Below are 16,795 nucleotides of genomic sequence, written 5' to 3'. Positions count from 1 at the left end.
CCCGCTCGTGCCGACCCGGGTCACCGCGTCGGTCAGCGCCTCGACGGTCGACCAGGGCCGGACGGTCACGCTGACCGGCCAGGTCACCGAGGAGACCCCGACCGGCGTTGATCGCGCGCCACCGGTTCGCAGGGCATCATCGGAGGGGTGGTGCCGATCATGACGCGACCCGGAACCCCGTTCGCCCTCGCCCCGGAGCAGGAGGTGGGCGTGCCGACCTGGGTCCTGGTCGTGCTGTTCACCTGCCAGGCGCTGGTGGCCGTGTGCTTCTTCCTGCTGGCCCGGCTCGGGGCGAGGCGACGACTGCCCCGCAACGCCTTCTTCGGCCTGCGCACGGGCCCGGCGCGCGACAGCGACGCCGCCTGGGAGCACGTGCACCACCGGGCCGCGCCGTTCGTCCGCGCCGCGTTCGCGGTGGTGGTCGCGGGGCTGGTGGCGATGGCGGCGACGACGCGGTCGGAGGCGGCCTTCCTCGCCGCCCTGCTGGTCCCCCACCCGATCGCCGGCGCGCTCCTCGCCCTCGGCGCGGCGCGCGGCCACCGCGACCTGCCGGCGCGCTGACCCGTCACCATCCACTGTGGATTATCCGTGCTGCCGCCCCACCGCGGTCGCCACACGGGTACTGTCGGATTTGTCAGGTTCCCGACGAGAGGTGCACACCATGGGTCTGTTCGACGCTATCTTCGAGAAGGCCAACGAGTTCGTGTCGGGCGCCACGGGTGCGGCCGAGGGCGCCACCCAGTCCGCGACCGACGCCGCCACGCAGGCGTCCGAGGGCTTCACGGGTGCCGCCCAGGACTTCGGCGCCGACGCGACCGGCTTCGTGGGCGACGCGACGGGCACCGTCGCCGACGTGTCCGGCACCGTCTCCGACGCCTCGGGTTCCTTCACCGAGGCGACCGACGCGGTCACCGACCCGTTCCGGTTCTAGGCGTCGCGGGTCGTGCCGTCGGTGACGGCGGGCACGGCCCGGAGCAGGGGCGGGTCTTCCGGCGGCGGGCGTGGGGCGCGACGAACCGCCGGCCGACCGGGAAGACCCGTCCGTGCCGCACGTCCGCGCGTCAGTAGTCGGCGGCGTGGCTCTCGACGACCCACAGCGTGCCGCCGGTGGGCGAGGAGGACTTCGGTTTGGCGTTGTAGCCGAGCGTGATGAACGTGCCCGGCGAGATCTCGACGCTCGACGGGTTGGCCTGGTCCCCCGAACCGGAGTTGTAGAGCGGCACGACGGTGTTCCGCACCCACGTGGACGTGGGGTTGTCGATCATCATGCCGACCGTGGGCCGGGTGGTCTGCGCCTTGTCGCCGTAGGTGAACAGCACCTTGCCGCTCGCCGTCCTGAGCAGGTGGTGGGAGTTGGCCAGGACGCCGGTGAAGCTCTGGTAGGTGAAGGCGGGCGTGGCGGTGTAGGGGTTCCACCGGGCGACGATGGCCGGTGAGCCGTCGCCGTCCTGCTCCGACCGGACGACCGCGACGACGGTGCTGCCGAACTGCACGAAGCTCGGCTCGGTGTAGGTGCGGCCCGGCGGGTTGTCGTTGGCGATGATCCTGTGCGAGCCGGACACCAGTAGCCGCGGGTCGAGCGTGGCCCGCCAGGTGGCCCGGATGAAGTGCGCGCCGCCCCCGGTCCCGATCGTGTAGACGGGGATCAGGACCTGGTTCACCTGCGTGCCGCTGTCCGCCAGCGCCAGCGCGCCGCCGTGGCTGTAGATGCCGGTGGTGATGTCCGGCGAGGTCAGCTGGACCGGGTCGGTGAAGCGCGTCCACCCCGGCTTCCACACCGAGTAGAACACCCGACCGCCCGGGACGAAGAACGTGAGCACGACGCTGCCGTCGTTCATCCTGCCGAGCTTCGGGTCGCGCGTGTCGAGGCCCGCCATCGTGCCCGGGTCGGCCAGCGCCGGCGCCGGGGCGCTCCACGTGCGGCCGTTCGCGCTGCCGAAGGACAGCTGGATCGTGCCGACCGCCCCGGCGTGCGCGGTGGCCCGGTGCCAGACGGCCATCAGCCTGCCGTCGTCCAGCTTCACCACGTCCGGGAAGCGGGCCTCGTACTCGCCCTCCTCCTGGGTGATCGAGGCGACCATGTCGACCGTCGCCCGGGCCGGCGGAGCGGCGGTGCCCGCCGCGACCACCACCACCGCGGCCGTGAGCGCGAGCACCACCGGTACCCGTCCGTGCTTCACCGTTCGTGTGCCGAACACGCGACCCCCCTCGTCGATTCCCCCTCATGGCGATGATGGTGATGCCACGTCACCGGGGGAAGCGTTCCCGCGAGTCTCACCGGTTCGGCGGACACGGCCCCGTTCCCGATGACGGACGGTGAGGTCTCCCGGTGCCCGTCGGCCCGGTGCCCGTCTGCGGGTGCCGGAGGACAGGCCACGACCGGCATCCAGGTGGCTGATGACCGACGTCGCCGTCGAGCACGACGGCCACTACGACAGCCGCGTCACCCACGACCTCGTCGACTACCGGGTGCCGGCGCCGGGCTGCCCGCCCTCGACCACATGGCGGACGTCAAGCGCCGCAGCCGCGCGGAGGTGGCACGGTTGCGGGAACTGGTGGCGGCGGGACGGGCGGCCGACGCCGGGACCACCGTCGTCTGAACGAGCGGAAGTGGGGTCGGGCACATGTCCGAGGACCGGTACGACATCGCCGGCGGGCAGCGCGCCGCCGAGCAGCGCAGTGACGAGCAGCGCACGGACGAGCAGCGCACCGACGAGCAGCGCACGGACGAGCGGGGTGGGCACGTCGCGGGCGACGTCACCGGGCTGATCGGCCGGACGCCGCTGGTGCGGCTGCGCCGGGTCACCGACGGCGCGGCGGCGGCGGTGTACGCCAAGCTGGAGACCGCGAACCCGGCGGGCAGCTCGAAGGACCGCGCGGCCCTGGCCATGGTCGACGCCGCGGAGGTCTCCGGCGCGCTGCGCCCGGGCGGGGTGATCGTGGAGGGCACCTCCGGCAACACCGGCATCGCGCTGGCGATGATCGGCGCCGCGCGCGGCTACCGCGTCGTCGTGGTGGTGCCCGACCGCTCCAGCCGGGAGAAGCTGGCGGTCCTGCGCGCCTACGGGGCCGAGGTCGTGGTCACGGACGGGATGCTGCCCGTCGGCCACCCCCGGCACGTGCGCTCCATCGCCGTCCGCCTGGCCGGGGAGGTACCCGGCGGGTGGTACGCGGGCCAGTACGACAACCCGGCCAACCCCGACGCCCACTACACCACCACGGGCCCGGAGATCTGGGCGCAGACCCGCGGCCGGATCACCCACCTCGTCTCCGGCATCGGCACCGGCGGCACGCTGACCGGCGCCGGGCGCTACCTGCGGGAGGTCTCCGGGGACCGGGTGCGGGTCGTGGGCGCGGACCCGGTCGACTCCGCCTACGGCGGCGGCCGGGGCCGCCCGTACCTGGTGGAGGCGGTCGGCCACTTCGTCCACCCCGACACCGACGTCGACGTGTGGCCCGCCTCCTACGACCCCTCGGTGGCCCACGAGGTGCGCCGCGTCCCCGACCGGGCCTCGATCACCGCCACCCGCCGGCTCGCGACCGAGGAGGGCCTCCTGGTCGGCGCGTCGGGCGGGCTCGCCGTCGCCGCCGCGGTGGAGCTCGCGCACGAGCTGGGACCCGACGGGCTCGTCGTCGCCGTCGTGCCCGACTCCGGCCGCTCCTACCTCAGCAAGTACTTCGACGAGGACTGGGTCGCCGGCCGCGGTTTCGCCACCGACCCGACCCCCGTGCCCGACACCCCCTCCCCCGCGCCCGTCGTCGCCCACTCGGTCACGATCGCCCACGCCCGCACCACCGCCCCGGCGCACGCGGTGCCCGTGGTCGTGCGCGCCGCGGATGCCGGGGGGCCGGCGAAGGTCGCCGAGGTGATCGGGTCGCTGTCCCCCGCCGCGCTGCGCGACGCGCCCGCGCGGGACCGGGTCGCCGACCACGTCGGGCCGTCCCTGCCCAGCGCGGGCGCCCACGAGCCCGTGGCCGCGGCCCGGCGGCGCTTCACCGCCGACCAGGACGCCCTGGTCGTCGCCCACGACGGGATCGTCGTCGCGGTGCTGCCCCTGGCCGAGCTCGACGCCCACCCCGACGCCGCGACGGTGGCCGACGTGCTCGCCACCCGGACCACCACGGGATGAGGCGCCCCGCCCTGCCTGAGCACACCGCGCCCGGCGTCCGCGGCCTCCCGAGGGAGATCGCGGTGCTGATCGCCGCCGCGCTCGCTCGGCCGCTCCACCTCCGGCAGGAGGGCGGCCGGGTCGCAATCGACGGCCGCCCGCCGGTCCACCACGCTCCGCGCCGAGCTGACTCCCGGGCGCGCCACCGGGGCACCAGCAGCGCCGACACGGCGCCGGAGGCGACGAGCGCGACACCGCCGACCACCCGGAACGCCCACGTGCGCCGCACCGCGCCGGCCGATCACCGCGCCCTCGCGCGCACAGCGCGCGGGCGAACGGGGTGCCGCGGAAGGGGTCGTTCGACCCACGGGCCGTGCGGCCGGCGGGCCGGTCACGCCCGCGCGGGCGGGGCGGCCGTGCTCACGCGCACGACCAGGCGCGTGGGCACCAGGCTCGTCCCCGGCTCCGCGTGCTGCTCCCGCACCTGCCGCAGCACCTGCTCCACGCGGCGCCGCCCACCTCGGTGAAGTCCTGGTGCACGGTGGTCAGGGGCGGGATGAACGACGCCGAGTCCGGGATGTCGTCGAACCCGACGAGGCTCACGTCGCCGGGCACCGTCCGGCCGCGCTCGTGGAACGCGCGCAGCAGCCCGAGCGCCATCTGGTCGTTCGCCGTGAACACCGCCGTGCACGCCGGGTCGACGGCCGGCTCGCCGGGTCGGGTGAACGCGTCGAGCACGCCGTCCTGGGTGGACAGCGTGAACAGGATGACGCCGATGGTGCGGAACTCGCCGTGCTCCAGCGCGCGGGCCGCGCTGTTGGGCCGGTAGCCCGGCTGCCGCACGGCGTCCAGCACCTGCTGCCCGGTGGTGCCGACGACGCTCGCGCGGCCGTTGGGGACGCGGGACGCGGTCTGCGCGGACACCCCGGCGAGGCGGGCGACGTCGGCCGTGGACACGCCGCGCCCGGGGCGCGGTGACACCGGGTCGTCGGTGGTCCGCGGGTCAGGCGTCCCGGCGCTCGTCCAGGGCGGCGGAGGCCACCACCTCGTCGAAGGACCCGTACGCGCCGCCGGGCAGGGAGCGCACCGCGTGCAGCGTGTCCTCGTCCGCGTTGTTGCGCGACGCGTGGTCCGCCAACTGCTCCTGGGTCGCCGGGTAGCTCACGTCGCCGAGCGCCGTGCGCAGCCTGTCAACAGTGGTGGTCTCGCTCATCTCTCCTCTTTCCGCAGGTGACGTCCCTGCGGTTACCCAGGTCGCGGTCCCGGAAACTCGACAAACCTGGTAATGATTATCATGTGCCGACATGCCTTCCACCGGACGAGGAGTACGCGTGGCTCACCTGCTGATGATCGAGAGCTGGGTCGGTGCGATGAGCGCCCTGCTGCCCAGGGCGATCAACGAGACCGGGCACCGCTTCACGTTCCTCACCCGCGACCTGCACCACTACCTGCGCGCCGCGCCCGGCCACCCGCACCCGCTGCTCGCCGCCGACAACGTGCTGACCGCCGAGACCAACGACGTGCCCGCGCTGCTCGACCACGTCGAGCGCCTGCACCACGCGCTCCGGTTCGACGGCGTCGTCTCGTCCTGCGACTACTACCTGCCGACCGTCGCCCGGGTCGCGCGCCACCTGGGCCTGCCCGGCCCCGACCCGCTGGCCGTCGAACGCGCGAACCGCAAGGACCTCACCCGCACGGCCCTGCGCGACGCGGGCGTGCCGGGTCCCCGCTTCGCCCTCGCCGAGGACTGGCCGCAGACCGCCGGGGCCGCCGCCGAGCTGGGCTACCCGCTGGTGGTCAAGCCGGTCGACCTGTGCGCCGGGATGCACGTGCGCAAGGTGACCGACGAGTCGGAGCTGCGCGAGGCGTTCGCGGCGCTGGAGGCGTTCCCGGTCAACGCCCGCAACCAGCCCCGCGTGCGGACCGTGCTGCTGGAGGAGCTGCTCACCGGTCCCGAGGTGAGCGTGGAGACGGTGACGGTGGACGGCGTCACGCACGTCGTGGGCGTCACCGACAAGAGCGTCGCCGGCGAGCCGTGGTTCGTGGAGAGCGGGCACATGTTCCCCGCCGACCTGCCCACCGCCGGGGCCGAGGCCGTCGCGGTGGCCGCGATCGCCGCGCTGGGGCTCGACCGCGGCGTCGCGCACACCGAGGTCAAGCTGACCCCGGACGGGCCGAAGCTCATCGAGGTCAACCCGCGCCCGGCGGGCAACCGGATCACCGAGCTGGTCCGCCGCACCACCGGCGTCGACCTGCCCGCCGCGCACGCGCAGCTGGCCGCCGGCGAGCGGCCGGACCTGCGCGCGGTGGACACCGGGGTGCGCAGCGCGGCGATCTCGTTCCTGCTGCCGCCGCGACGGGGACGGCTCGCGGGCGTCGACGGCACCGAGGCGCTGGCCGCGCCGGACGTCGTGGAGTGGTCCGTGAAGGCGGCCGGTCACCAGGCGGGCGACCCGACCAGCAACAACGGCTACCTGGGGCACGTCGTGGTGACCGACCCGACCGGACCCGGCGCGCGGGCGCGGGCCGAGCGGCTCGTCGGCGGCCTCGCGGTGCGCTACGCCGACGCCGAGGGGGCCGCGTGACGCTCGACGAGCTGGTCGGCCTGGTGCGCGCCGGCGACCTGGGACCCGACCCGACGACGCTCACCGCGAGCGTCGCGTTCACCACGCGGCAGGGCGCGCGGCACGCCGGTCGCGGCCGGGCCTACCGCAACACCGTGGTCAGCCTGCGCGTCGAGGACGCGGTCGGCTCCTGCGCGGTCGAGGACGTGGCCGACGACGTGGTGCACGACTGCGTCGGCGCGCCGGTCGCCGAGCTGCTCGACCACCCGGAGCCGGCCGTCCGCACGGCCGCGCTGGACGCCTACCTCATGCACGTCCGCCCGCACGCGCTGACCGCCGCGAGGGCCGTCACCGTCGGCCCGGGGTCGTCGCTGGAGAAGTCGATGGCGCGGGCCGCCGCCGTGGTGGACCTGCTGGCCCCCGCGCCCGGCGACCGGGTGCTGGTGGTCGGCGTGGTGAACTCGCTGCTGCACCACCTGCGCGAGCGCGGCGCGTCCTACGTGCCGTGCGACCTGAAGGGCGGCAGCACCGAGTGGGGCGAGCCGGTCGCCGAGGACGCGGTGACGGCGCTCGACGAGTGCGACTCCGTGCTGGCGTCGGGCATGACGGTCGGCAACGGCACGTTCGAACCGCTGCTGGCGCGGGCGGGCGCGGCGGGCAAGCCGGTGGTGCTGTTCGCGCAGACCGCGAGCGCGGTCCTGCCGTGGTTCATCGGGTCGGGCGTGCAGGCGGTGTCCGCCGAGCCGTACCCGTTCTTCTGGCTGGACGGCGGCCCGACGACGATCCACCTGCACGAGGAGCGCCCCTCGTGACCGCGCGCGCGAACCGGCACCTGCTGGAGCTGCTGGGCCGGACCCCGGTCGTCCGGGTGGACACCCCGCTCCCCCACCGGCACGGCGGCTTCTGGGCCAAGGTCGAGTGCCTGAGCGCCGGCGGCATGAAGGCGCGACCGGCCGTGTCCATGCTCCAGGCCGCGCGCGGCCGGGGCGAGCTGCACGCCGGCGCGGTGGTCGTGGAGTCCACCAGCGGCACGCTCGGTCTCGGCCTGGCCTTCGCGGGCCAGGCGTTAGGCCACCCCGTGGTGCTCGTCGTGGACAGCGAGCTGGAGCCGAGCATGCGGGCCCTGCTGCGGGCGCACGGCGCGCGGCTGGAGGTGGTCGACCGGCCGCACCCCACCGGCGGCTGGCAGCGGGCCAGGCTCGACCGGCTCCAGGAGGTGCTGGCCTCGATCCCCGGCTCCTACTGGCCCGACCAGTACAACAACCCGGACAACCCGCTCGGGTACGCGGACCTGGCTCGGGAGATGGTGGAGCAGCTCGACCCGGTCGACGTGCTGGTGTGCAGCGTCGGCACCGGCGGCCACAGCGCCGGCGTGGTCACCGCGCTGCGCCGGCACTGGCCGCACGTGCGGCTGGTGGGCGTGGACTCGGTGGGGTCGACGATCTTCGGCCAGCCCGCCCGGCCCCGGGTCATGCGCGGGCTGGGCAGCAGCATCCACCCGCGCAACGTCGCCCACGCCGAGTTCGACGAGGTGCACTGGCTGGGACCGCGCGAGGTGGTGGACGCCTGCCGCAGGCTGGCCCGCGACGCGTTCGTCACCGGCGGGTGGAGCACCGGCGCGGTGTCGCTGGTCGCCGCGTGGGCGGCCCGGGTCGAGCCCGGCGCGGTGGTGGCCACGATCTTCCCCGACGGCCCGCACCGCTACCTCGGCACGATCTTCGACGACGACTTCTGCCTGAGCCGCGACCTGCTCGGCCCGGCCGCCGACCGCCCGGTGGAGATCGGCCACGCCGAGTACGCCGAGGTCACCGGGTGGGCGCGCTGCCGGTCGGTCGTCAGCCCCCGGCCGGCGGTGCCCGCATGAGGCTCGACTGGGAGGTGCGGGGCCTGGAGCTGCGCACGCCGCTGCGCATCTCGCGCTCGGTGATGGCCCGCCGCGACGCCGTGCGGGTCGTGCTCGGGTGCGACGGGCTGCGCGGTCACGGCGAGGTGGTGACCAGCGCCTACTACGGGCTCGACGTGCCGGTGATCGCGGAGCTGCTGGAGGGCCTGCGCCCGGTGCTGGCGGCGGTCGACGAACCGGAGGGCGCGTTCGGGCTCCTGGCGGACCTGCCGGCGGGCGTGCGGGCGGCGGTCGACGCCGCGCTGCACGACCTGGTCGCCCTGCGCGCCGGCGTGCCGGTGCACGCGCTGGTCGGGAGTCCGGTGTGGACGGACGTGGTGACGGCGCACACCATCGGCATCACCACGCCCGCCGACGCGGGCGAGCGGGCCGCCGCCCTGGCGCGGCGCGGGTTCACGGTGCTCAAGGTCAAGGTCGGCGGGGACGTCGAGCGCGACGCGGCCGCGGTGACGGCGGTGGGCGCCACCGGGGTGCGGGTGGTCCTCGACCCCAACGGCGTGTGGACGCCGGAGGAGGCGGTGCGGTTCGTCGACCGCGTCGCGGGCGTGGCGCTCGACGCCGTGGAGCAGCCCATCGCGCCCGGGAACCCGGACGGCCTGGCGTGGGTGCGCGCCCGGTGCCCCGCCCCGTTGGTCGCCGACGAGGACGCCGCGTCGGTGGCCGACGTGCGGGCGCTGGCGGGCGTGGTGGACGGGGTGAACGTCAAGCTCGCCAAGTGCGGCGGGATCACCGCGGCGCTGGAGGTCGTGGCGGCGGCCCGCGAGGCCGGGCTGGACGTGATGCTGGGTTGCCTGGTCGCCAGCTCGCTGGGCATCGCGCCCGCCGTCCACCTGACCGGGCACGCCCGGTGGGTCGACCTGGACGGGCACCTGCTGCTCGCGGCGGACCCGTGGGCGGGCATCGGCGGCGAGGACGGCGTGCTGCGGCTGTCCGGCGCGCCCGGCCTGGGCGTGGTGCCGCGGTGACCGGCGGGGCGACGGCGCTCTCCCGCCCGGTGCGGCTGCTGCTGGTCAACCAGTTCGCCGTGAACACCGGCTTCTACCTGCTGATCCCGTTCCTCGCCGCGCACCTGGGCGGCCTGGGCCTGTCGGCGGCCGTCGTCGGCGTCGTGCTGGGCGTGCGGACGCTGAGCCAGCAGGGCCTGTTCCTGCTGGGCGGCACCGCGTCCGACCGGCTCGGCCCGCGCGCCGTGATCCTGGCCGGCTGCGGCCTGCGCGCGGTGGGCTTCGGGCTGTTCGCGCTGGGCGACTCGCTCACCGTGGTGCTGGTCGCGTCCGCGCTGAGCGGGCTGGCCGGCGCGCTGTTCAACCCGGCGGTGCGGGCCTACGTGGCGGTGGAGGCCGGGGACGCGCGCGCCGAGGCGTTCGCCCGGTTCAACGCCTGGGGTCAGGCGGGCGCGCTGGCCGGGCCGGTGCTCGGCGGCGTGCTGCTGCTGTGGGACTTCCGGGTCGCCGCCGTGGTCGCGGCCGGGATCTTCGCCGCGCTGACCGTCGCCCAGGCGTTCGCGCTGCCCTCCCGACCGGCCGCCCGCAGCGGCGGGTCGGTGCTCGGCGACTGGCGCGAGTGCCTGTCCGACCGGCGCTTCCTGGCGTTCACCTGCGCGTTGAGCAGCCTGTTCGCCCTCCAGAACCAGCTCTACCTGCTGCTGCCCGTGCAGGCGCAGCGGGCCACCGGGTCGGCGGCGTCGGTCACCGCGCTGTTCGTCGTCTCCACCCTGACCACGCTGCTGTTCCAGGTCCGGGTGACGCGGGGGCTCGCCGGCCGGGCGCGCGGGCCGGTCATCGCGGTCGGCCTGGCGGTGGCGGGCGCGGGGTTCGTCGTGCCCGCCCTGTGGTCCGGCATCGTCCCGCTGCTGGTGACGGCCCTGCTGCTGGCGCTCGGCGTGGTGCTCGCGCAACCGTTCGTCTACGACCTGATCCCGGAGTTCGGGTCGCCGACGCTGGCGGGCACGTACTTCGGCGTGTTCTACCTGGCCTCGGGCGTCGCCGCCGCGCTCGGCAACGCCCTGGTCGGGTGGGTGAGCGGGTTCGGCGACGGCCCCGCGGCCCTGCTCTGCGCCGCGATCGGCCTCGGCGGCGCGGCGGCCGTCGCCGCGCTGCACCGGCGCGGCGCCCTGTCCCCGCGAAACCGGGAGGTGGTCCGGTGAACCTGCTCACCGACAACCCCGAGCTGTACGAGCACCAGTTCCCCGACCCCGACCACGTCGCCGCCCGCTTCCTGCACGACCTGGTGACGCGGTTCGGCGGCGGGCGCGACCTGCTCGACGTCGGCTGCGGCACCGGGCGCGACGCCGGGTGGCTGGCCCGCAACGGCTACCGGGCGTCCGGTGTGGACAGTTCGGTGCGGATGGTCGAGCACGTGCGGCGGCACCACCCGGAGGTCGACGTCGTCCCGGGCGACATGCGGACCTTCGCGCTGGGCAGGCGGTTCGACGTCGTCACCTGCCTGGACAGCGCCCTGCTGTACTGCCACTCCAACGCCGACCTCGACGCGTTCCTCGCCCGCTGCCGCGAGCACCTCGTGCCCGGCGGGTTGCTGATCGCCGAGATGCGCAACGGCGCGTTCTTCCTCGGCAGCACCGAGCTGCTCGACGGCCCGCGCACCCGCACGGTCACCTGGCGCGGCACCGCCTACACCTCCACCACCGCGCTGTGGATCGACCACGCCGCCCAGCTGCTGCGCCGCCGCCGCGAGTGGGTGTGGCCCGGTCGCGCCGAACCGCTCGTGCAGCACTCGGCCTGGCGGCTGCTGTTCCCGCAGGAGCTGCGGCACCTGCTCGACCTGGCCGGGTTCGACGTGCTCGCCCTGTTCGACGGTCCCGGCCCCCGCACCGACGACCCGTGGACCGCCGACGCGGAGCTGGGCGGGGCCCTGTCCGGGGACCGGCTGCACGTCGTGGCCCGCCTGCGCCCCCACCACCGGAAGGAACCCTCGTGACCCTCGACCGCCGTCGTTTCCTCGGCCTCTCCGCCGGCCTCTCGGTCGCCGCCCTGGCCGGGTGCTCCACCGGGAGCACCACCCCGTCGTCCGCGCCGCGCACCGGCGGCAGGCTGCGCGCCGCGTTCGCCGGCGGCGGCGCCAAGGAGGTGCTCGACCCGCACCTGGCGAACCTGTTCGTCGAGGCCGCGCGGTCCAAGGCGCTGTTCGACAAGCTGGCCGACCTGGGCGACGACGTGGCCCCGCGCCCGCGCCTGGCCGAGAGGTGGGAGCCGAGCGCGGACCTCACCCGCTGGCGGATCACCCTGCGGCAGGCCGCGTTCCACGACGGCAGACCGGTCCGCGCGCAGGACGTGCTGGCCAGCTACGCCCGCGTCCTCGACCCGAAGCGGGCGTTCCGCGCCCGGTCCAGCCTCGCGCTGGTCGACCTGCCGAACAGCCGCGCGGTGGACGACCGGACCGTCGAGTTCGCGCTGACCCGGCCGTTCGTCGAGTTCCCCAACGCGATGGCCGCGTTCGGCGCGTACATCGTGCCCGAGGGCGCCGAGGACTTCACGAAGCCGGTCGGTTCGGGGCCGTTCTCGTTCGTCTCCTTCGACCCGGGCAGGTCCGCGCTGCTCAAGCGCAACCCCGACTACTGGGAGGGCGCGCCGCTGCTGGACGAGCTGGAGTTCGTCATCGCCAACGAGGAGTCGGCGCGCACCAACGCCCTGCTGGGCGGGCAGGTCGAGTACGCGCACGACCTGACGCCCACCACGGCCCGCAGCCACGCGGACGGCGGCCGGGTGGCGATCCACCGCTCCCCCGGCAGCGCCGTGCAGGCGTTCGCGATGAAGCTCGACCGGCCGCCGTTCGACAACCGGGACCTGCGCGAGGCGATGTTCCTGCTCGCCGACCGCCCCCAGCTGGTGGAGGCGGTGCTCGCGGGCAGCGGCCAGGTCGGCAACGACCTGTTCGGCCGGGGCTACCGGCACTACGCGGACCTCCCCCAGCGCGAGCGCGACCTCGACAAGGCCAGGTTCCTGATCCGCCGGGCGGGGGCCGAGGGCCTGACCGTCGCGCTCGACACCTCGACCGCGGCGGCCGGGATGGTGGAGGCCGCCACCGTGTTCGCCGACCAGGTCAAGGGGTCGGGGCTGACCGTCGAGGTCGCCCTGGGCAACAAGGACAGCTACTGGTCCGACACGCTCAAGAACGGCTCGCTGTCGAGCTTCCGCTCCGGCGCCATGCCGATCGAGACGCACATCGCGCAGCGCCTGCTCACCGGCTCGGGCACGAACGTGACGAAGTGGGCGCGGCCGGAGTTCGACGCGCTCTACGAGAAGGCGGTGTCGACCTCGGACGAGGCCGTGCGCGACGGGGCGTACCGGGAGATGCAGGCCGCCCTGCACGCCGAGGGCGGCTACCTGATGTGGGGCTTCGCCGACTGGATCGTCGGCACGGCCCCGAACGTCGGCGGGATCTCCACCGCGCCGGCCAACACGCTGGACTGGGCGCGGTTCGACAAGGTGTGGCTGGGATGAGCCCCGGCGGCTACGCGGCCCGGCGACTGGCGCTGGGCGCCGCGCAGGTGCTCGCCGTGGCCACGGCCGTGTTCCTGCTGGTCCGGGCGCTGCCCGGGGACGCGGCCGTGGCGCTGGCCGGGGACAACCCCGACCCGGCGCGGATCGCGGCCATCCGCGCCGCGATGGGCCTCGACCAGCCGGCGTGGGAGCGGTTCGGGCAGTGGCTGGCCGGGTTGCCCCGGCTGGACCTGGGCGTGTCGCTGGTGTCCGGCCGGCCGGTCGCGGACTTCCTGGCCGACGGCATCGGCCCCACCCTCGTGCTGGCGGTGCTCACCCTGGTGCTGCTGCTGCCGCTGTCGGTGCTGGTGGGCGTGCTGGCCGCGCTGCGCGAGGGCGGCCCGCTCGACCGGGCGCTGACCTCGGCGAGCGTGGCGCTGCACTCGATCCCGGAGTTCGCGCTGGCCGTGGTGCTGATCGCGGTGTTCGGCGTGCAGCTGGGGTGGCTGCCGCCCACGGCGGTCGGCGCGGACGTCCTGGCCGAGCCCGCGGTGCTGGTGCTGCCGCTGGTCGTGCTGCTGGCCCGGCCGATCTGCTCGATCAGCAGGCTGGTGCGCGCGGGCATGGTCGACGCCCTCGCGTCCGAGCACGTGCGGCACGCCCGCAGGCTCGGCATCGGCGAGGGGCGGATCAGGTTCGCGCACGCCCTGCCCAACGCCCTCGCGCCCGCCGTGCAGCAGGTCGCGCGCACCACGGACTGGCTGCTGGGCGGGGTGATCGTGGTGGAGGCGGTGTTCGTCATCCCCGGTCTGGGCACCACCCTGGTGGACGCCGTGGCCGGGCGCGACCTGCCCGTCGTGCAGGGCCTGGCGGTGGTCTTCGCGGTCACCACGGTCGTGGTGAACCTGCTGGCCGACCTGGTCGCGTTCCGCCTGGCCCCGCGCACGGGGGTGACCGCGTGACGCGCTTCGGGATCGGCGTCCCGCTGGTGGTCGTCCCGCTGGCCCTGGCGCTGCTGGGACCGCTGTTCGTGCCCGACGACACGGCGCGGCGCGCCCCGTTCACGCCGCACGGCCCGCTGGGCACCGACTTCGTCGGCCGCGACGTGTGGCACCAGGTCCTCGACGGCGGGCAGACCGTCGTGCTGGTCGCGCTGCTGGCCACGGCGCTGTCCTACGCGCTGGGCGTGCCGTGGGGCGTCATCGCGGCGACGGCCCGGCTGCGGCTGGTCGACGAGGTGCTGATGCGGCCCCTGGACCTGCTGCTGGCGGTGCCGTCGCTGCTCGTGCTGATCCTGGTGGCGGCCATCGCCGGGCAGGGCCTGGCGGTGCTGGTCGGCATCGTCGCGCTGGTCAACTTCCCCGACGTGGCGCGGCTGTCCCGCGCCGCGGCCCTGGAGATCGCCGGGCGACCGGCGCTGGAGGCGATGCGGTTGCAGGGCGAGTCGTGGTGGCGCACCTCGATCGTCTACACGGGACGGTCGATGCTGCGCACCCTGGCCGCGGACCTGGGTGTCCGGCTGACCGGCGCGCTGTACCTGGTGGCGTCGGCGAGCTTCCTCGGCGTCGGCGTGCCGCCGGACGCGGCCGACTGGGCGGTGATGGTCGACCGCAACCGCGGCGGCCTGTTCCTCCAACCGTGGGCCGTGGTCGTACCCGCGCTGCTGATCGTCTCCCTGTCCGTCGGCGTGAACCTGGTGTTCGACCGCGCCCTGCGGCGGGTGCCGTCGTGACGCCGGTCGTGCACGTGGAGGACCTGCGCGCCCGCGCCGGTGACGAGGTGCTGCTCGACGGGGTGAGCTTCGCGGTGGCCGCGGGGCAGGTGCTGGCCCTGGTCGGCGCGTCGGGCAGCGGCAAGACCACCACCGGGCTCGCGCTGCTCGGCGAGCACGGCCCCGGCGTGGCGGTCGAGGGGCGGGTGGTCGTGCGCGGGCGGGTGGCGTTCGTGCCGCAGCAGCCGTCGGCCGCGCTCAACCCGGTCCGCCGGCTCGGCGGGGTGTTCCGCGAGATCGCCGCCCTGCACGAGGGCGACCCCGACGAGCTGGTCACCGCGGCGCTGCGCCGGGCCCGGGTCCCGGTCGACCTGCTGCGCCGCTACCCGCACCAGCTCTCCGGCGGGCAGCAGCAGCGGGTCGTGCTGGCCCAGGCGCTGGTCGGCGACCCGGCGGTGCTGGTGGCCGACGAGCCCACCACCGGGCAGGACGCGCTGACCCGCGCCGAGGTCGTGGACGAGCTGGCCGGCGTGGTCGCCCAGGGGGTCGCGCTCGTGCTGCTCACCCACGACCTCGCCGTGGTGCGCGCCCTGGCCGACGAGATCGTGGTGCTGCGCGACGGGCGCGTGGTGGAGGCCGGGCCGGCGGAGCAGCTGTTGACCGCCCCGCGCGAGGAGTACACGCGGGCGCTGCTCGACACCGCGCCGCACACCCCGCCCGAGGTGCCCGACCGGGAACCGCGGCTGCGGGTGCGCGGCCTGACCGCCCGGCACCGCGGGACCACCGTCCTGCACGACGTGGACCTCGACGTCGGGGAGCGGCTGGCCGTCGTCGGCCGGTCGGGCAGCGGCAAGACGACGCTGGGCCGGTGCCTGGTGGGCCTGCACGAACCGGCCGCCGGGGACGTGCTGCTGCACGGCCGCCCGCTGGCCCGGTCCCTGCGCCGCCGGTCCCGGTCCGACCTCGCCGCCGTGCAGCACGTCTTCCAGGACGCGCGGGGCTCGTTCGACGAGCACCGCGCCGTCGTCGACCAGGTCGCCCGCACCGCCGTGCGGCTGCGCGGCGCCTCCCCGGAGGCCGCGCGGACCGCCGCGCTGGCCGCGCTGGAGCGGGTGGGCGTGTCCCCCGCGACCGCGGCCCGCCCGCCGCGCGGCCTGTCCGACGGCGAGCTCCAGCGGGCCGCGCTCGTGCGGGCGCTGCTCGCCGAACCGGACGTGCTGGTGTGCGACGAGATCACCTCCGGGCAGGACGCCGTGACCCGCGGCGCCCTGCTCGACCTGCTCGCGGGCGTGCCGTGCGCGCTCGTGCTGATCAGCCACGACCTCGACGTCGTGGCCCGGCTCGCCGACCGGGTGGTCGTGCTCCACGAGGGACGTGTCGTCGCGCACGGTCCGGCGGCCGCCGTTCTCGAAGGAGCCGAGGAGAGGATGAAGTGACCGAACACCACCGCTACGAGGTGCGGCCGGCGACCCACGCCGACCTGCCCGGCGCGCGCAGCGTCATGCTGGACACCTTCTACCGCGATTTCGGCCACGGCTACCGGCCGCAGTGGCACGCCGACGTGGTCGACCTGGCCGGCACCTACCTGGAGACGCCCCGGCACGCGCTGTTCGTCGCCGTCGCGGGCGACGAGGTCGTGGGCACCACGGCCGTGCGGGCGCAGGGCCCGGCCAGCCCACCGCACCCGGCGTGGCTCGCGGAGCGCTACCCCGGCGGCACGACCGCGCAGCTGTTCCGCGTGTACGTGCGGGGCGAGCACCGCCGGCACGGCCTGGCCCGGGCGCTGGTCGACGCCGCCACCCGGTTCGTCGCGGAGACGCCGGGCTACGAGCGGATCTACCTGCACACCGACACCCGCGTGCCCGGCGCGGAGCCGTTCTGGCGGTCGGTGGCGGTGGAGGTGCACGACGCCCGCGACGGCGACGACCGCACCCACGAGACCGTCCACTTCGAGATCCCCCTGCCGCTGCTGGTCGACACCGGGGTGGGCGCCGCCGGTGCGCGCGGCAGGGCCTGAGGCGGTCCGGTGAGCCGGGGACCGGTGGGACGCGCACCCGCCGGTCCCGGCC

The 16,795-nt window shown here is 75.6% G+C and carries 17 protein-coding genes; 14 read left to right on the top strand and 3 right to left on the bottom strand.

What is annotated here, in order from left to right; translation table 11 throughout:
• Window positions 1–159 precede the first annotated feature (159 nt).
• Window positions 160–561 (top strand): SdpI family protein, encoded by a 402-nt coding sequence (locus ACRAKJ_RS16930; RefSeq protein ID WP_438921793.1) that lies wholly within the window; start codon window positions 160–162, stop codon window positions 559–561.
• A gap of 100 nt (window positions 562–661) precedes the next feature.
• Window positions 662–931, top strand: coding sequence for a hypothetical protein (locus ACRAKJ_RS16925; RefSeq protein ID WP_438921792.1), 270 nt, complete (start codon window positions 662–664; stop codon window positions 929–931).
• Between the two features lie 130 nt (window positions 932–1,061).
• Here the strand turns inward: ACRAKJ_RS16925 and ACRAKJ_RS16920 are convergent, their stop codons facing one another.
• Window positions 1,062–2,198: a sialidase family protein gene (locus ACRAKJ_RS16920; protein WP_438921791.1), complete on the bottom strand. Its 1,137-nt coding sequence runs from the start codon at window positions 2,196–2,198 to the stop codon at window positions 1,062–1,064.
• A 426-nt stretch (window positions 2,199–2,624) separates the two neighbouring features.
• On the opposite strand from ACRAKJ_RS16920, the gene ACRAKJ_RS16915 reads away from it, so the two are divergent.
• Window positions 2,625–4,130, top strand: a complete 1,506-nt coding sequence (locus tag ACRAKJ_RS16915) for a pyridoxal-phosphate dependent enzyme (RefSeq protein WP_438921790.1) — start codon at window positions 2,625–2,627, stop codon at window positions 4,128–4,130.
• Between the two features lie 399 nt (window positions 4,131–4,529).
• On the opposite strand, the gene ACRAKJ_RS16910 is transcribed toward ACRAKJ_RS16915, so the two are convergent.
• Both ACRAKJ_RS16910 and ACRAKJ_RS16905 read right to left on the bottom strand, forming a co-directional pair.
• A complete protein-coding gene (locus ACRAKJ_RS16910; protein ID WP_438921789.1) occupies window positions 4,530–5,090 on the bottom strand; it encodes a substrate-binding domain-containing protein in 561 nt (186 codons plus the stop codon).
• 22 nt (window positions 5,091–5,112) lie between these two features.
• Entirely contained in the window at window positions 5,113–5,322 is a 210-nt protein-coding gene (locus tag ACRAKJ_RS16905) for a DUF2795 domain-containing protein (RefSeq protein ID WP_438921788.1), read from the bottom strand.
• 118 nt (window positions 5,323–5,440) lie between these two features.
• Here ACRAKJ_RS16905 and ACRAKJ_RS16900 point away from each other — a divergent pair, with 118 nt between their 5' ends.
• From ACRAKJ_RS16900 to ACRAKJ_RS16850, 11 genes are read left to right on the top strand one after another with little or no spacing between them, the layout of a single operon-like run.
• Complete coding sequence (locus ACRAKJ_RS16900; protein ID WP_438921787.1) at window positions 5,441–6,694, top strand: ATP-grasp domain-containing protein; 1,254 nt, start codon at window positions 5,441–5,443, stop codon at window positions 6,692–6,694.
• Window positions 6,691–7,485 (top strand): Rossmann-like domain-containing protein, encoded by a 795-nt coding sequence (locus ACRAKJ_RS16895; RefSeq protein ID WP_438921786.1) that lies wholly within the window; start codon window positions 6,691–6,693, stop codon window positions 7,483–7,485. Before ACRAKJ_RS16900 ends, ACRAKJ_RS16895 begins: the two co-directional genes overlap by 4 nt.
• Window positions 7,482–8,537 (top strand): pyridoxal-phosphate dependent enzyme, encoded by a 1,056-nt coding sequence (locus ACRAKJ_RS16890; RefSeq protein ID WP_438921785.1) that lies wholly within the window; start codon window positions 7,482–7,484, stop codon window positions 8,535–8,537. Before ACRAKJ_RS16895 ends, ACRAKJ_RS16890 begins: the two co-directional genes overlap by 4 nt.
• Window positions 8,534–9,541, top strand: coding sequence for an enolase C-terminal domain-like protein (locus ACRAKJ_RS16885; RefSeq protein WP_438921784.1), 1,008 nt, complete (start codon window positions 8,534–8,536; stop codon window positions 9,539–9,541). Before ACRAKJ_RS16890 ends, ACRAKJ_RS16885 begins: the two co-directional genes overlap by 4 nt.
• On the top strand, window positions 9,538–10,722 hold the full coding sequence (locus ACRAKJ_RS16880) for an MFS transporter (protein ID WP_438921783.1): 1,185 nt from the start codon (window positions 9,538–9,540) through the stop codon (window positions 10,720–10,722). Before ACRAKJ_RS16885 ends, ACRAKJ_RS16880 begins: the two co-directional genes overlap by 4 nt.
• Complete coding sequence (locus ACRAKJ_RS16875; protein WP_438921782.1) at window positions 10,719–11,513, top strand: methyltransferase domain-containing protein; 795 nt, start codon at window positions 10,719–10,721, stop codon at window positions 11,511–11,513. The genes ACRAKJ_RS16880 and ACRAKJ_RS16875 overlap by 4 nt, the downstream gene beginning before the upstream one ends.
• Entirely contained in the window at window positions 11,510–13,036 is a 1,527-nt protein-coding gene (locus ACRAKJ_RS16870) for an ABC transporter substrate-binding protein (RefSeq protein WP_438921781.1), read from the top strand. The genes ACRAKJ_RS16875 and ACRAKJ_RS16870 overlap by 4 nt, the downstream gene beginning before the upstream one ends.
• Window positions 13,033–13,977, top strand: coding sequence for an ABC transporter permease subunit (locus tag ACRAKJ_RS16865; RefSeq protein ID WP_438921780.1), 945 nt, complete (start codon window positions 13,033–13,035; stop codon window positions 13,975–13,977). The genes ACRAKJ_RS16870 and ACRAKJ_RS16865 overlap by 4 nt, the downstream gene beginning before the upstream one ends.
• Window positions 13,974–14,747, top strand: a complete 774-nt coding sequence (locus ACRAKJ_RS16860; protein WP_438921779.1) for an ABC transporter permease subunit — start codon at window positions 13,974–13,976, stop codon at window positions 14,745–14,747. Before ACRAKJ_RS16865 ends, ACRAKJ_RS16860 begins: the two co-directional genes overlap by 4 nt.
• A complete protein-coding gene (locus ACRAKJ_RS16855) occupies window positions 14,744–16,162 on the top strand; it encodes an ATP-binding cassette domain-containing protein (protein WP_438921778.1) in 1,419 nt (472 codons plus the stop codon). The genes ACRAKJ_RS16860 and ACRAKJ_RS16855 overlap by 4 nt, the downstream gene beginning before the upstream one ends.
• Complete coding sequence (locus tag ACRAKJ_RS16850) at window positions 16,159–16,743, top strand: GNAT family N-acetyltransferase (RefSeq protein ID WP_438921777.1); 585 nt, start codon at window positions 16,159–16,161, stop codon at window positions 16,741–16,743. The genes ACRAKJ_RS16855 and ACRAKJ_RS16850 overlap by 4 nt, the downstream gene beginning before the upstream one ends.
• Window positions 16,744–16,795: the final 52 nt, after the last annotated feature.

This window comes from Saccharothrix sp. DSM 118769 (assembly GCF_052936295.1).
The sequence above is the reverse complement of the archived record's forward strand: the minus strand, read 5'-3'. Positions and strand labels throughout refer to the sequence as shown.

Bases quoted from the DNA above. Each gene is read 5' to 3' on its own strand.
- ACRAKJ_RS16930 (WP_438921793.1), top strand. From the start codon at position 160: ATGACGCGACCCGGAACCCCGTTCGCCCTCGCCCCGGAGCAGGAGGTG.
- ACRAKJ_RS16925 (WP_438921792.1), top strand. From the start codon at position 662: ATGGGTCTGTTCGACGCTATCTTCGAGAAGGCCAACGAGTTCGTGTCG.
- ACRAKJ_RS16915 (WP_438921790.1), top strand. From the start codon at position 2,625: ATGTCCGAGGACCGGTACGACATCGCCGGCGGGCAGCGCGCCGCCGAG.
- ACRAKJ_RS16905 (WP_438921788.1), bottom strand. From the start codon at position 5,322: ATGAGCGAGACCACCACTGTTGACAGGCTGCGCACGGCGCTCGGCGAC.
- ACRAKJ_RS16885 (WP_438921784.1), top strand. From the start codon at position 8,534: ATGAGGCTCGACTGGGAGGTGCGGGGCCTGGAGCTGCGCACGCCGCTG.
- ACRAKJ_RS16865 (WP_438921780.1), top strand. From the start codon at position 13,033: ATGAGCCCCGGCGGCTACGCGGCCCGGCGACTGGCGCTGGGCGCCGCG.